Below are 13,203 nucleotides of genomic sequence, written 5' to 3' on the forward strand. Positions count from 1 at the left end.
CGATGCGAACCCATTATTTCAGCGAGCTTTCGCCGCACTTCGAACCATGTCACTCGATCCCAACTATCCTCGCGACCTGATCGGCTACGGCCGCCATCCCGTGCAGGCGAACTGGCCGGGGCGCGCCCGCGTCGCCGTGCAATTCGTGCTGAACTACGAGGAGGGCGGCGAGAATTGCGTGCTGCACGGCGATCCGGGCTCCGAGCAGTTCCTGTCCGAAATCGTCGGCGCGGCCGCGTATCCCGATCGCCACATGAGCATGGAGTCGATCTACGAATACGGTTCGCGGGCCGGCGTATGGCGCATCCTGCGCGAATTCGAGAAGCGCGGGATGCCGCTGACGGTATTCGGCGTCGGCATGGCGATCGAACGCCACCCGGAGCTCGCACGTGCGTTCGTCGAGCTGGGCCATGAAATCGCATGCCACGGCTGGCGCTGGATCCACTACCAGAGCATGACGCCGGAACTCGAGGCCGAGCACATGCGCCTCGGGATGGAAGCGATCGAGCGCGTGACGGGCGAGCGCCCGCTCGGCTGGTACACCGGCCGCGACAGCCCCAATACGCACCGTCTCGTCGCGGAATACGGCGGTTTCCTGTACGACTCCGACAACTACGGGGACGACCTGCCGTTCTGGATGGACGTCGACGTGTCGGGCGGCAAGAAATCGCCGCAGCTGATCGTGCCGTATACCCTCGACACGAACGACATGCGCTTCGCGACGCCGCAAGGCTTCAATACCGGCGATCACTTCTTCGACTACCTGCGCGACGCGTTCGACGTGCTGTACGAAGAGGGCGACGAGGCGCCGAAGATGCTGTCGATCGGCATGCACTGCCGGTTGCTCGGCCGGCCGGGCCGGTTCCGCGGGCTGCAGCGTTTTCTCGATCACATCGAGAAGCACGATCGCGTATGGGTGACGCGCCGTGTCGATATCGCGCGTCACTGGCGTGAACATCATCCGTATCAGCCCAATCATCGAAACGAAGGGAAAGCATGAAGGCGATGCGCTACACGTTGGAACAACTGAACACGATGGCGCCGAGTGCATTCGTTGCGGCACTGTCGGGGATTTTCGAACATTCGCCGTGGGTGGCCGAAGCCGCCGCGGGCGAGCGGCCGTTCGCGAGCATCGACGCGCTGCACAAGACGATGTCGGATGCGGTGGAAACGGGCGGTGAAGCGCGCCAGCTCGCACTGATCAACGCTCACCCGGAGCTGGCCGGCAAGGCCGCCGTGCGCGGCGAGCTGACCGCCGAGTCGACGCGCGAGCAGAGCGGCGCGGGGCTCGGCCAGTGCACGCAGGAAGAGTTCGACAAGCTGCTGACGCTGAACCGCACGTATCGCGAGAAGTTCGGCTTCCCGTTCATCCTCGCGGTGCGCGGCTATGACCGGCACGGCATCATCGCGAACTTCGAGTCGCGCGTGAATCATTCGCGCACCGAGGAGCTGCGCGCGAGCCTCGACCAGATCTACCGGATCGCGCGCTTCCGCCTCGATGACCTGATCGACGCCTGACACCGCAATACGGCCTGTTGCGTCGCAGCGGCCCGATCGCCTCACTGAAACAAGGAAACCTCATGGCTGTTCCGCTTCTCGATCCCAACGCACCCGACTTCACGCGGCGCTACGTGAATCTTGCCGACCCGCGTCTCGGTGCGCAGGCGCTCGAAGCCAGCGACGATTTCTTCGCGCCGAAGGACCGGATGCTGAATCCCGAGCCGGCTGTCTTCATCCCCGGCAAGTACGACGACCACGGCAAGTGGATGGACGGCTGGGAAACGCGCCGCAAGCGCACGACGGGCTACGACTGGTGCATCGTCAAGCTCGCGCGCCCGGGCGTGATCAAGGGCTTCGACATTGACACGAGCCACTTCACCGGCAACTTCCCGCCGGCCGCGTCGATCGAGGCCGCGTTCGTGGCCGACGGCGCGCCGACGCAGGCGACCGAGTGGGTCGAGATCGTGCCGTCGACGACGCTGCAGGGCAACAGCCATCACTATGTCGAAGCGAGCGATGCGCGTGCGTTCACGCATCTGCGCGTGAACATCTATCCGGACGGCGGCATTGCGCGCCTGCGCGTGTACGGCCAGCCGCAGCTCGACTGGGCCGGCGCGAGCGCGACCGAGCAGTTCGACCTCGCGGCGATGGAAAACGGCGGTTACGTGGTGGCCGCGAACAACCAGCACTTCGGCGTCGCGTCGAACCTGCTGCTGCCGGGCCGCGGTGTGAACATGGGCGACGGCTGGGAAACCCGCCGCCGCCGCGAACCGGGCAACGACTGGGCGATCATCGCGCTCGCGCAGCCGGGCGTGATCCGCAAGATCGAAGTCGACACGGCGTTCTTCAAGGGCAACTATCCGGATCGCTGCTCGATCCAGGCCGCGTACGTGTCGGGCGGCACGGACAGCTCGCTGATCACGCAGTCGATGTTCTGGCCGGTGCTGCTCGGCGAGCAGAAGCTGCAGATGGACAAGCAGCACTACTTCGAACAGGGCATCGCGTCGCTCGGCCCCGTCACGCACGTGCGACTGAACATCATTCCGGACGGCGGCGTGTCGCGCCTGCGCCTGTGGGGGACGCTCGACAAATGAAGACGCTTGCCATCGAGCCGCTGACCAAGGAGGCGTTCGCGCCGTTCGGCGACGTGATCGAAACGGAAGGGGCGAAGCAGATCCCGATCAACCTCGGCACGACGATCCGCTTTCACGATCTCGCGAAAGTCGACGTGACCGATGAAGACGGCCGCACGCTCGTCAACCTGTTCCGCGGCCAGCCGCGCACGCTGCCGTTCGAAGTGAAGATGCTGGAGCGGCACCCGCTCGGCAGCCAGGCCTTCGTGCCGCTGAACGACCAGCCGTATCTCGTCGTCGTGGCGCCCGCGGGCGATCTCGATCCGGCGAAGATCCGCGCGTTCGTGACGAGCGGGTGGCAGGGTGTCAACTATGCGAAGGGTGTATGGCATCACCCGCTGATCGCGCTCGGCGGCGTCAGCGACTTCATCGTCGTCGATCGCGGCGGTGACGGCTTGAACCTGAACGAGCAGGATCTGCAGGAATCGCTGTGGCTCACCGACGACGCGCTGCACGCGCTGACCGCCTGAGTCGCTCGCGTTTCTGCCAGCGTCTGGCGAAACCCGCGCATCGTGCGCGGGTTTTTTTATGCGCGGCCGGTTCCGCGCAATTCAGGTCGCCGCGGTCTTGCGCGTATCACGCGAGCTGCCGCCGCCGCGGCGCCGGTTCGCGACCGGCGCATGCTGCGCCATCAGCTCGGCGACCCAGTCGATGAAGACGCGCAGCTTCGCGCTGACGTGCCGGTTCGGCGGGAACGCGACGTACATCGGCATCGGCTCGAGCTGCCATCGCTCGAACAGCGGCACCAGTTCGCCGCGGGTGCGATGCACGCCCGCCATATAGTCGGGCAGCCACAGAATGCCCAGCCCGGCGAGGCCGGCTTCGAGGTACGCATTGCCGTCGTCGACCGCGAGCACGTAGCGCCCGCGTACGGTGACCTGCTCGCCATCGCGTGCCATCGCAAACGGCAACGCCTTGCCGGTGCGCGCCCACAGAAAACCGACGATGCGGTGATGCGTGTCCTCCAGCTCGTCAGGATGGGCCGGCGTGCCGGCGTGTGCGAGATAGGCCGGCGACGCGTACACGCCGAGCCGCAGGTCGCCGATGCGGCGCGCGACCAGCGCGCGGTCGGTCGGTTCGCCGCCGCGCACGACGCAGTCGACGTTCTCGCCGATCACGTCCACCACGCGGTCGCTCACGCCCATGTCGAGCTGGATATCCGGATAGCGCGCATGGAACGCGGGCAGTGCGGGGATCAGGATCAGGCGCGCGAACGGGCTCGGCACGTCCACGCGCAGCCGGCCCCTTGGTGATGCCGACGCAGCGGACAGGCTCGTTTCGGCATCGTCCATGTCGGCCAGCAAGCGCACGACGCGGTCGTAGTACGCGGCGCCGTCGGCCGTGACGACGACTTTGCGCGTCGTGCGGTTGAACAGCTTCACGCGCAGCCGCGCTTCGAGCTGCTGCACCAGTTGCGTGACGGTGGTGCGGCTCATGTGCAGCGTGTCGGCCGCCTTCGTGAAGCTGCCGGCTTCCACCACGCGGGCGAACGCCTGCATTGCGTCGAATCGATCCATCGGGTCAGGGCTCCGCGTCGCTCGGACATTGTTTGGGGTACGCAAACAGTGTTGGACAAGGTTGCCGGTTTATCCGCCGTGCAACGGTCCTTAAAGTGCCTTCATCGTTGATACAGGGGCGGTTTCGCCCCGCAGACCGATGGAGGTGTTGAATGGCCAAGCGTAGCGTAGTTTTTCCGCCCGGTCGCCAGGCGCTGTATGACCGCAACCGCTATTCGCCGGCAGTGCGCTCGAACGGCTTCCTGTTCGTGTCCGGGCAGGTCGGCAGCCGCGACGACGGCGCGCCCGAGCCGGAGCTGGGCGCGCAGGTCCGCCGCGCGTTCGACAACCTGAATGCGGTGCTGCGCGCGGCCGGCTGTACGTTCGACGATGTCGTCGACGTGACGGTGTTTCTCGTCGATCCGGAAGCGACGTTCGAGCGGATCTGGGAGATCGTCCCCGATTACTGGGGCGATGCGCCGCATCCGACGCTGACCGCCGTCGGCGTGACCTGGCTGTACGGCTTCCAGTTCGAGATCAAGGTGATCGCGCGGCTGCCGGAGACGGTCGACGGGTGAGCAGGGCGCCCGCGGTTCGTGGCGGCGTGCGTCACGGCGCGACGGGCGGCTCCTGTTCGTACGCACGATGCAGCAGTGCGACGAACGACGTTGGGTCGGGCAGCGTCGCCGTGCCGAACCGGCGCACGGCGATCCCGGGCGTCCACGAATTCATCACGACGGCGCCGGCCATCAACGGCAGGTCGGCCGGCGTCAGTTCGCGATCGTGCTGCGCGACGCCCAGGCGCGCCAGTTGCCGGCGCACGATGCGCATCGTGACGCCGCCGAGCAGGCCGGCCACCGGCCACACGACCGTGTCGCCGGTCCAGAACGCGAGATTCCAGATCGAGCCCTCGCTGATGCGCCCGTGGCGATCGACGAATGCGGCATCGTCGAAACCCAGCGCGATCGCGCGGCGCAGGAAGTGCGTTTTCGCGACTTCGCCGACGTGCTTGATTTCCGGCAGCACGCGCTCGTATTCGAACGGCGCGAGGTCGAGCGGGCCCGCCGGCCCCGACGACGGCGCGGTCGTGCGGACCAGCACGTCGAGCGCTTCGTCGTCGCGCGGCGCGACGAATTCGCCGGTCGTCGCATGCACGGTCGCCGTCAGCGACAGCGCCGACGGCGCGTGTTCGAGCGCAGCGCGCAGGAGCGCGCGAACCTGGTCGTCGGGCAGTGCCTGGCCGAACAGCGTGTTGGACGCATCGCGCAGCCGCTTGAGATGCAGGTCGAGGCCGCGCACGTGGCCGTCGCGCACCTGCATCGCGGTGAAATGCGCATGGCCCGCGAACGCGCGCGAGGCGAGCGCGTCCGGGGTGGCGGCGACGCCGTTGAGCTGGACGACGGACGGGAACGGGGCAACGGTCATCGGCGGATCTCCGGGTTCGGTCGCGAGCGCGGTGCGGCTCGCGGCATCTTCAAGAAAGTCTATTGTTTGCCGATTGATGGCATCTTGAAAAACGAGTAATTTTGCAACGGTTATCAAATCCGGTTTGAAGATCGATGGAACGCATGTGGCCCGGTACGCGCGCGCTGAGGACGTTCGATGCGGCGGCGCGCCACCTGAATTTCTCGCGGGCGGCCGACGAGGTCGGACTGACGCCGGCAGCCGTCAGTCACCAGATCAAGGAAATCGAGGCGCAGCTCGACATGGAACTGTTCGTCCGCACGAGTCGCAGCATCCGGCTGACGCCGGCCGGTGCCGTGCTGGCTGCCGCGGCCGCCGATGCGCTGGCAGGCCTGCAGCGCGCGACGGCGCGGGCACGGCGCATCGCGCGGGAGCAGACGGAGTTGCGTGTATCGGTCGGCGCGCGTTTCGCAGCGCACTGGCTGTTGCCGCGCCTGCCGCGCTTCAGGGCCGCGCATCCGGCGTTCGAGCTGTCGTTCGACATCACCGACCGGTTGCGCGATTTCGATGACGACGACGTCGATGTCGCGATCCGCTTCGGCACCGGGCGCTATCGCGATGCGTGCGCGCAGCGTCTGTTCGACACGTCGGTCGTCGCGGTCTGCAGCCCGGCGCTGCTGTCGGCCGGGTTGCCGTTGCGCAAGCCGCGCGATCTGCTGCGCCACACGCTTTGCCACGTCGATTGCGAGGTCGACGGTGTGACCTGGCCGCGCTGGTCGGCCTGGATGGCCGCTGCCGGCGTCGACGGTTTCGACGACAGCCGGTGCGTCTCGTTTCCGGATTCGAGCCACGTCGTGCAGGCCGTGACGGACGGCACGGCGGTCGGTCTGGCGGAGCCGCACATGATCGCGCGCGATCTCGCGGAAGGGCGCGTCGTGCAGTTGTTCGATGTGAACGTCGAGGTGGCGCCGGGCCTTGCGTATCACGTCGTGCATCCGGAGCGCATGCAGGGCGATCCGCGCATCGTCGCATTGCGCGACTGGCTCGCAGACGAAGTCGCGACGATGCGCGCGTAGCGGTGGCGGCGCATGCTATCGTGCCCGCATTTCCACCGCGCGATGCTCGATTCCGGGCATGTTCCTCCGATGAGCCAACCTGAAAACGACCTCGGGGTCCTGCTGAGCACGATGCAGCCCGAACTGCATCCCGGCGCGTTCGCATTCGTATCGCTGCCGCCCGACGCAGATGTATCGTTATCCGAAGCGATCGCAACGTTCCGCGAAGCGGAAGGGCTGACGGTCGTCGTCGGCGAGGAGAGGGCCGCACGTCGCGGCTGGCCCGTACTGTTCCGCGCCGCCTGGATCACGCTGACCGTGCATTCCGACCTCGCAGCGGTCGGCCTCACGGCGGCGTTTGCGCGGGCACTCGGCGCGGCGGGCATCAGTTGCAACGTGATGGCGGCCGCGTACCACGATCACATCTTCGTGCCGTTCGACGACGGCCCGCGCGCGCTCGATGCGCTCGTCGCGCTCCAGCGCGACGCGATGCGCGGCTGATGCGCGAAGGGCATCAGCAACACGAAAAAAACGGGCCCGTCACCGGGCCCGCGAACGGAGAGGATGGCGCCGGAAAACGACCCCGGGCGCACGGCGGCTTACTTGTTCGCACCACCCTCGAACCAGGCGGCGAGCTTCGTCCGCTCGTCGTCGGTCATGTGCGTGACGTTGCCGATCGGCATCGCCTTCAGGCGCACGGCCTGTTCGTAGATACGCTGCGCGTTCTTCGACACTTCGTCCGGCGTGTCGAACATCACGCCTGCGGGGGCACTGCCCATCAGCGTCGGCTTCGACGAGTGGCACTCCACACAGCGTTGCTGCAGGATCGGCATGATGTCGTTGATCACGACCTTCGGCGCGTTCGCGGCCTGCGCTTCCGGCGCGACCGGCTTCGGCGTCGTCCAGACCAGTGCGCCTGCCAGCAGTGCGACGCCGCCGATCGGCAGGTACCACAGCTGCTTGCCGCGGTGGCGCATCACGAAGAACTGGCGGATCAGCGCGCCGGCCAGCATGATCAGCACGAGCACGACCCAGTTGAACTTGTTCGTGTACGTCATCGCATAGTGGTTCGACAGCATCGCGAACACGACCGGCAGCGTGAAGTACGTGTTGTGCACCGAGCGCTGCTTGCCGCGCTTGCCGTAGATCGGGTTCGGCTCTTCGCCCTTGAGCATCTTGTCGACCATCTTGCGCTGGCCGGGGATGATCACGAAGAACACGTTCGCCGACATGATCGTCGCGAGCATGGCGCCGACGATCAGGTACGCGGCACGACCCGCGAAGATGTGGCACGCGAGATACGCGGCGACGACGACGTAGAGGCCCACGCAGATGCCGAGCACGCGGTCGTTGGTGCCGAGGATGCGGCACAGCGAGTCGTAGACGATCCAGCCGGCCGCGAGGAAGCCGAGTGCGGAGGCGACGGCGACCACCGGGCCCATGTCGAGCACGCTCTTGTCGATCAGGTACGTGTTCGGTGCGAGCAGGTACAGCACGAAGAACAGCGAGAAGCCCGACAGCCAGGTCGTGTACGACGGCCACTTCGACCAGTGCAGGTCATCCGGCATTTCCGGCGGAGCGACCGTGTACTTCTGCATGTTGTAGAAGCCGCCGCCGTGGACGTGCCACAGCTCGCCGAACACACCGCGCTTGCGCTGGTTCGGGTCGGTCGGCGGTTTCAGGCTGTTGTCGAGCGCGACGAAATAGAACGACTCGCCGATCCACGCAATGGCGACGATGACGTGCAGCCATCGCAGCGCGAGGTTCAGCCAGTCGGTGATGAAGCCTTCCATGAAACTCCTCCAGACTCAGATTTTGTCTTGATGCGGGCGCCGATGCGTATGTCAGCTGCCGCGATAGGTGCTGTACGACCACGGCGACACGAGCAGCGGCACGTGGTAGTGCGAGCCGGTGTCGGCGATGCCGAAGCGGAGCACGACGCGGTCGACGAAGCGAGGTTCGGGCACCTTCACGCCGAGCGACGCGAAGTAGTCGCCGGCATGGAACACGAGTTCGTATTCGCCGGCGGCGAGCGCGGCGCCTTCGAGCAGGGGTTCGTCGCAGCGGCCGTCGCTATTGGTCAGCACGGTCTTGATCGCGCGGCGCGATTCGCCGTCGAGCGCGTAGAGGTCCACCTTGATTGCAGCGCCGGGACGGCCGTGCGCCGTATCGAGTACGTGGGTAGTGAGCTTTCCCATTCGCAATTGTCCTTGTGTGAATGCGAGGTTCGGCGGCGACTCGATCCATTGACTGTGCGGCGGATCGAGGCTCCACGTCACGTGGCTACATACCCGTCGGCGAGATTGAAGCGAGCGCCGTGCAGGCATTGTAAAAAGGTTCCCCGCGCAAATACGGGCGCGATATCAAAGATAATGCGCCGCGCATGAGCGGCTGTCGACGGCACGCCGGATACGGCTTCCGGCGGGCGTTTCGGGTGCTCGGCGAGGCGTTGCGCGGCGTACCATATCGAAACCGTGAAGCGCGGTATTCCGGATCGCGCATTGTGTGCGGCGCGCGCTTGGGCGATCCTCCCGCCGTGCGCGTCGGCCGGTGGCCCGCGCGTACCCCGAAGACGGCGAGCACGCCGGGTAACCGGGCCAGGGCGTTCGAACGGACGCAGGCACCGGAGCGTGCCGCGATTCAGCGTTCGAACGGCTGTGTGACCGTCCCCAGGATCCGCCCCTGGGGGCAGACCGACGCGGAGAACGCATGAACCTCGAGCAGCACGCAGGCGCACGCGCGCCGAACCCTTCCTCATCCCGCCCGAAAACCCTGCTGGTCAAGCACGCCGACGTGCTCGTGACCATGGACGACACGCGCCGCGAACTGCGCGACGCGGGGCTCTACATCGAAGACAACCGGATCGTCGCGGTCGGCCCGAGCGCCGAGCTGCCCGATACGGCCGACGAAGTGCTCGACCTGCGCGGCCACCTCGTGATCCCGGGGCTCGTGAACACGCACCACCACATGTACCAGAGCCTCACGCGCGCGGTGCCGGCCGCGCAGAATGCCGAGCTGTTCGGCTGGCTCACGAACCTGTACCGGATCTGGGCGCACCTGACGCCCGAGATGATCGAGGTGTCGACGCTCACCGCGATGGCCGAGCTGCTGCAGTCCGGCTGCACGACGTCGAGCGACCACCTGTACATCTACCCGAACGGCAGCCGCCTCGACGACAGCATCGGCGCCGCGCAGCGGATCGGCATGCGTTTTCACGCGAGCCGCGGCGCGATGAGCGTCGGCCAGCGCGACGGCGGGCTGCCACCCGATTCGGTCGTCGAGCGCGAGCCCGACATCCTGCGCGACACGCAGCGCCTGATCGAGACCTATCACGACGAAGGGCGTTACGCGATGCTGCGCGTGGTCGTCGCACCGTGCTCGCCGTTCTCGGTGAGCCGTGACCTGATGCGTGACGCGGCCGTGCTCGCGCGCGAATACGGCGTGTCGCTGCATACGCACCTCGCGGAGAACGTCAACGACATCGCGTACAGCCGCGAGAAGTTCGGCATGACGCCCGCCGAATATGCGGAAGATCTCGGCTGGGTCGGCCACGACGTGTGGCATGCGCACTGCGTGCAGCTCGACGATGCGGGCATCGGCCTGTTCGCGCGTACCGGCACGGGCGTCGCGCACTGTCCGTGCTCGAACATGCGGCTCGCGTCGGGCATCGCGCCGGTGAAGAAGATGCGTCTCGCGGGCGTGCCGGTCGGCCTCGGCGTCGACGGCTCCGCATCGAACGACGGCGCGCAGATGGTCGCGGAAGTGCGGCAGGCACTGCTGCTGCAACGGGTCGGTTTCGGGCCCGATGCGATGACCGCGCGCGAAGCGCTCGAGATCGCGACGCTCGGCGGCGCGAAGGTGTTGAACCGCGACGATATCGGCGCGCTGAAGCCCGGCATGGCCGCGGACTTCGCCGCGTTCGACCTGCGCCAGCCGCTGTTCGCGGGCGCGCTGCACGATCCGGTCGCGGCGCTCGTGTTCTGCGCGCCGTCGCAGACGGCGTACACGGTGGTGAACGGGAAGGTGGTGGTGCGGGAAGGGCGGCTGGCGACGCTCGACCTGCCGCCCGTCATCGCGCGTCATAACGCGCTCGCGCAGGCACTGGTCGAGGCATCGCGCTGAAGCAAGACTGACGATCCGGCGGCTGCGGTGCCGCCGGGCGTGCCGCCAGCCCTTGCCGCGCCGCGCCGTGACGGCGCGTGCGGCGTGTGCCGTTACGCCTCGATCAGCGTGCGGGTCGCTTCGGCGACGAGGCTGCGCAGCCAGCGCACTTCATCGGAGTAGTGGCAGCGCTCGTGCCACAACTGGTAGTACTGCATCGGCGGGAAGTCGAGCGGTGCCGGCACGACCGACAGCGGCAGGAACTTCGCGTAGTGATCGGCGAACAGGCGCGTCGTCGTGAAGATCAGGTCGGACTTCACGAGCACGTAAGGCGCAAGGTTGAAGTACGGCAGCGTGACGACCACGTGGCGCTTGAGCCGTTCGCGCGCGAGATGCACGTCGATCGCGCCGCGCTGGCCGACCGAGTAAGGCGTCGGCGCGAGATGCGGTGCGTTCAGGTACTGGTCGAGCGTGAGCCCGCCGCGCTTCGCGAACGGGTGCGTGTTGCTCATCAGGCAGACGATTTCATCGACGAACAGGTTCGACAGGTGCAGCTGCTCGGGCGGTTCGGGCCAGTTGCCGACGACGATGTCGAGCTTGCCGTCTTCCAGCGCGAGCTCGTAGTCGAACGCGGGGCCGAGCGAATGGAATTCGAGCGTCGCATTCGGTGCGGCCTGGCGGAAGCGCTCGACGACCGTCGGCACGAACAGCACGTTCAGGTAGTCGGGGCAGCCGATCCGATAGCAGCGGATCGACGTGGCCGGGTCGAAGTTGTGCTGCTGGAACTTGATGCGCTCGATTTCACGCAGCGCGTTCTGCACGGGCTCGAGCAGGCGCAGCCCGTATTCGGTCGGCACCATGCCGGACTTGCCGCGCACCAGCAGCGGATCGCCGGTGATGTCGCGCAGGCGCCGCAGCGCGGCGCTGATCGCCGGTTGCGACTGGTTCAGTTTGACGGCCGCGCGCGTGACGCTGCGCTCCATCAACAAGGTGTGCAAGACGCGCAAGAGGTACGTGTCGATCGCCTCGCGTTGCTGACTCATGGTATCTCCGGGTTATATGGCTGGGCTGATCGAGGGATGGGGTGGGTATATTGTTTTTAATATGAACGAAAATCAGCGTCAAGAGATGGATACCCGCGGCTACCCGCCGGCCGGGCCGCGACAAGGGGCCCGAGCGGGGGGCGAAGTGAAGCGCGCGGCGCCGCGCGGACACGCGTTGCGTGGATCCGGATCGCGGCGCGGCGGGTGATGCGACGGGCGCGTCAGTCGTCGATGCGCATGCCGACCTTCAGCGTGACCTGCCAGTGAACGACCTGGTCGCCTTCGACGTGACCGCGCGTTTCGGTCACCTGGAACCAGTGCAGGTTGCGCAGCGTCTTGCCGGCTTTCGAGATCGCGTTGCGGATGGCGTCGTCGCTCGATTGCTGCGACGAACCGGTCAGTTCGATCATCTTGTACACGTGGTCGCTCATGATGCGCTCCCTGGGATATCGGTATGGATTGCCGGTGCAAGCCGTGGTCCCGAAGCGGCGCCGCGCGTGCCCGGCTTCTTGAGTGATAGGTATGATGGGCGGCAAGTTCAACCCATATCGGAGACGAGGAACATCGTGGAAGTCGGATTTTGCGGACCGGGATTGATGGGTGCGCCGATGATTCGGCATTTGCTGGCGGCCGGGCATCGGGTCAGCGTGTGGAATCGCTCGCGCGACAAGGCCGAGGCGCTCGTGAAGGACGGCGCGCAGGTGGTCGGCACGCCGCGCGAACTGGCGGAGCGCGTCGACACGGTATTGATGTGCGTGCTCGACGGCCGTGCGGTGGGCGACGTCGTGTTCGGCGAGCACGGGCTGCTCTCCGGCGCCGCCGCTGCGCGCCGCCTGCAGCGCATCGTCGATCATTCGAGCATTCCGCCCGCCGCCACGCGTGATTACGCGGCGCGTGCGGCCGCACTCGGCGTCGGCTGGGTCGATGCGCCCGTCTCGGGCGGCGTGCCCGGCGCGCAGGCCGGCACGCTCGCGGTGATGGCCGGCGGCCGCGCGGCCGATCTCGACGCGGTGCGGCCGCTGATCGACACGTACGCGTCGCGTATCACGCACATGGGCGACGCGGGCGCGGGGCAGACGGCGAAGCTGTGCAACCAGGCGATCGTCACCGCGACGGTGACCGCGATCGCCGAGGCCGTCGGTCTTGCGCAGGCGAGCGGCATCGACGCCGCGCGGCTGGCCGAAGCGCTGGCCGGCGGCTGGGCCGATTCGGTGCTGCTGCAGACGTTTGTGCCGCGCATGACGTCGGGTGGTCATGCGCCGATCGGCGCGCTCGGCACGTTCCAGAAGGATGTCGACGCGATCGCCGACGCGGCGCGCGACACGGGCGCGGTGATGCCCGTGTCGGCCACCGTGCAGCAGGTGTTGCGGCTCGGTGCCGCGCAAGGGCTCGCCGGCGCCGATTTCGCCGCGTTCATCGACATCGTGCGGCCCGGCAACGGGCGTCAGCAGGCATCGTGACGGGCAAGCAG

The 13,203-nt window shown here is 67.2% G+C and carries 15 protein-coding genes; 9 read left to right on the top strand and 6 right to left on the bottom strand.

The features are described from left to right. The first annotated feature begins 46 nt into the window (after positions 1–46). The 4 genes from puuE to B7G54_RS12635 all read left to right on the top strand — a co-directional run bounded on the left by puuE (position 47) and on the right by B7G54_RS12635 (position 3,103). Positions 47–1,000 (top strand): allantoinase PuuE, encoded by a 954-nt coding sequence (puuE, locus tag B7G54_RS12620; protein ID WP_085039393.1) that lies wholly within the window; start codon positions 47–49, stop codon positions 998–1,000. Beyond that, positions 997–1,518 carry a 2-oxo-4-hydroxy-4-carboxy-5-ureidoimidazoline decarboxylase gene (gene uraD, locus B7G54_RS12625; RefSeq protein WP_085039394.1) on the top strand — a complete coding sequence of 174 codons (522 nt, stop codon included), beginning with the start codon at positions 997–999 and terminating at the stop codon, positions 1,516–1,518. Before puuE ends, uraD begins: the two co-directional genes overlap by 4 nt. Positions 1,519–1,580: 62 nt before the next feature. After that, positions 1,581–2,594 carry an allantoicase gene (gene alc / locus B7G54_RS12630; protein WP_085039395.1) on the top strand — a complete coding sequence of 338 codons (1,014 nt, stop codon included), beginning with the start codon at positions 1,581–1,583 and terminating at the stop codon, positions 2,592–2,594. Then, a complete protein-coding gene (locus tag B7G54_RS12635) occupies positions 2,591–3,103 on the top strand; it encodes an ureidoglycolate lyase (RefSeq protein WP_085039396.1) in 513 nt (170 codons plus the stop codon). The genes alc and B7G54_RS12635 overlap by 4 nt, the downstream gene beginning before the upstream one ends. An 81-nt stretch (positions 3,104–3,184) precedes the next feature. Here B7G54_RS12635 and B7G54_RS12640 read toward each other — a convergent pair whose 3' ends face one another. Continuing rightward, complete coding sequence (locus tag B7G54_RS12640) at positions 3,185–4,150, bottom strand: LysR family transcriptional regulator (RefSeq protein WP_085039397.1); 966 nt, start codon at positions 4,148–4,150, stop codon at positions 3,185–3,187. 152 nt (positions 4,151–4,302) lie between these two features. On the opposite strand from B7G54_RS12640, the gene B7G54_RS12645 reads away from it, so the two are divergent. Beyond that, positions 4,303–4,707: a RidA family protein gene (locus B7G54_RS12645; protein ID WP_085039398.1), complete on the top strand. Its 405-nt coding sequence runs from the start codon at positions 4,303–4,305 to the stop codon at positions 4,705–4,707. Between the two features lie 31 nt (positions 4,708–4,738). Here the strand turns inward: B7G54_RS12645 and B7G54_RS12650 are convergent, their stop codons facing one another. Further along, positions 4,739–5,554: an aminotransferase class IV family protein gene (locus B7G54_RS12650; protein WP_085039399.1), complete on the bottom strand. Its 816-nt coding sequence runs from the start codon at positions 5,552–5,554 to the stop codon at positions 4,739–4,741. 134 nt (positions 5,555–5,688) lie between these two features. Here B7G54_RS12650 and B7G54_RS12655 point away from each other — a divergent pair, with 134 nt between their 5' ends. Continuing rightward, positions 5,689–6,609 (top strand): LysR substrate-binding domain-containing protein, encoded by a 921-nt coding sequence (locus B7G54_RS12655; RefSeq protein ID WP_085039400.1) that lies wholly within the window; start codon positions 5,689–5,691, stop codon positions 6,607–6,609. Between the two features lie 69 nt (positions 6,610–6,678). Continuing rightward, entirely contained in the window at positions 6,679–7,089 is a 411-nt protein-coding gene (locus B7G54_RS12660; protein WP_085039401.1) for an ACT domain-containing protein, read from the top strand. A gap of 98 nt (positions 7,090–7,187) precedes the next feature. On the opposite strand, the gene B7G54_RS12665 is transcribed toward B7G54_RS12660, so the two are convergent. Together B7G54_RS12665 and uraH are read right to left on the bottom strand one after the other, a co-directional pair. Beyond that, complete coding sequence (locus B7G54_RS12665; protein WP_085039402.1) at positions 7,188–8,381, bottom strand: urate hydroxylase PuuD; 1,194 nt, start codon at positions 8,379–8,381, stop codon at positions 7,188–7,190. A gap of 51 nt (positions 8,382–8,432) precedes the next feature. Then, complete coding sequence (uraH, locus tag B7G54_RS12670) at positions 8,433–8,786, bottom strand: hydroxyisourate hydrolase (RefSeq protein WP_011352401.1); 354 nt, start codon at positions 8,784–8,786, stop codon at positions 8,433–8,435. Positions 8,787–9,297: 511 nt separating this feature from the next. On the opposite strand from uraH, the gene B7G54_RS12680 reads away from it, so the two are divergent. Then, positions 9,298–10,710 carry an 8-oxoguanine deaminase gene (locus tag B7G54_RS12680; protein ID WP_085039403.1) on the top strand — a complete coding sequence of 471 codons (1,413 nt, stop codon included), beginning with the start codon at positions 9,298–9,300 and terminating at the stop codon, positions 10,708–10,710. A 92-nt stretch (positions 10,711–10,802) separates the two neighbouring features. Here B7G54_RS12680 and B7G54_RS12685 read toward each other — a convergent pair whose 3' ends face one another. Next, positions 10,803–11,732 (bottom strand): LysR substrate-binding domain-containing protein, encoded by a 930-nt coding sequence (locus B7G54_RS12685; RefSeq protein WP_006762467.1) that lies wholly within the window; start codon positions 11,730–11,732, stop codon positions 10,803–10,805. A gap of 221 nt (positions 11,733–11,953) precedes the next feature. Further along, the gene (locus B7G54_RS12690; RefSeq protein WP_085039404.1) at positions 11,954–12,163 is read right to left on the bottom strand and encodes a dodecin; all 210 of its coding nucleotides are present in this window, start codon (positions 12,161–12,163) and stop codon (positions 11,954–11,956) included. Between the two features lie 135 nt (positions 12,164–12,298). Here B7G54_RS12690 and B7G54_RS12695 point away from each other — a divergent pair, with 135 nt between their 5' ends. Next, complete coding sequence (locus tag B7G54_RS12695) at positions 12,299–13,192, top strand: NAD(P)-dependent oxidoreductase (RefSeq protein ID WP_085039405.1); 894 nt, start codon at positions 12,299–12,301, stop codon at positions 13,190–13,192. Positions 13,193–13,203 lie beyond the last annotated feature (11 nt).

This window comes from Burkholderia puraquae (assembly GCF_002099195.1).
Classification (GTDB): Bacteria; Pseudomonadota; Gammaproteobacteria; order Burkholderiales; family Burkholderiaceae; genus Burkholderia; species Burkholderia puraquae.

Coding starts and splice junctions, on each gene's coding strand:
- puuE (WP_085039393.1), top strand. CDS start 47: ATGTCACTCGATCCCAACTATCCTCGCGACCTGATCGGCTACGGCCGC.
- uraD (WP_085039394.1), top strand. CDS start 997: ATGAAGGCGATGCGCTACACGTTGGAACAACTGAACACGATGGCGCCG.
- alc (WP_085039395.1), top strand. CDS start 1,581: ATGGCTGTTCCGCTTCTCGATCCCAACGCACCCGACTTCACGCGGCGC.
- B7G54_RS12635 (WP_085039396.1), top strand. CDS start 2,591: ATGAAGACGCTTGCCATCGAGCCGCTGACCAAGGAGGCGTTCGCGCCG.
- B7G54_RS12640 (WP_085039397.1), bottom strand. CDS start 4,150: ATGGATCGATTCGACGCAATGCAGGCGTTCGCCCGCGTGGTGGAAGCC.
- B7G54_RS12645 (WP_085039398.1), top strand. CDS start 4,303: ATGGCCAAGCGTAGCGTAGTTTTTCCGCCCGGTCGCCAGGCGCTGTAT.
- B7G54_RS12650 (WP_085039399.1), bottom strand. CDS start 5,554: ATGACCGTTGCCCCGTTCCCGTCCGTCGTCCAGCTCAACGGCGTCGCC.
- B7G54_RS12655 (WP_085039400.1), top strand. CDS start 5,689: ATGGAACGCATGTGGCCCGGTACGCGCGCGCTGAGGACGTTCGATGCG.
- B7G54_RS12660 (WP_085039401.1), top strand. CDS start 6,679: ATGAGCCAACCTGAAAACGACCTCGGGGTCCTGCTGAGCACGATGCAG.
- B7G54_RS12665 (WP_085039402.1), bottom strand. CDS start 8,381: ATGGAAGGCTTCATCACCGACTGGCTGAACCTCGCGCTGCGATGGCTG.
- uraH (WP_011352401.1), bottom strand. CDS start 8,786: ATGGGAAAGCTCACTACCCACGTACTCGATACGGCGCACGGCCGTCCC.
- B7G54_RS12680 (WP_085039403.1), top strand. CDS start 9,298: ATGAACCTCGAGCAGCACGCAGGCGCACGCGCGCCGAACCCTTCCTCA.
- B7G54_RS12685 (WP_006762467.1), bottom strand. CDS start 11,732: ATGAGTCAGCAACGCGAGGCGATCGACACGTACCTCTTGCGCGTCTTG.
- B7G54_RS12690 (WP_085039404.1), bottom strand. CDS start 12,163: ATGAGCGACCACGTGTACAAGATGATCGAACTGACCGGTTCGTCGCAG.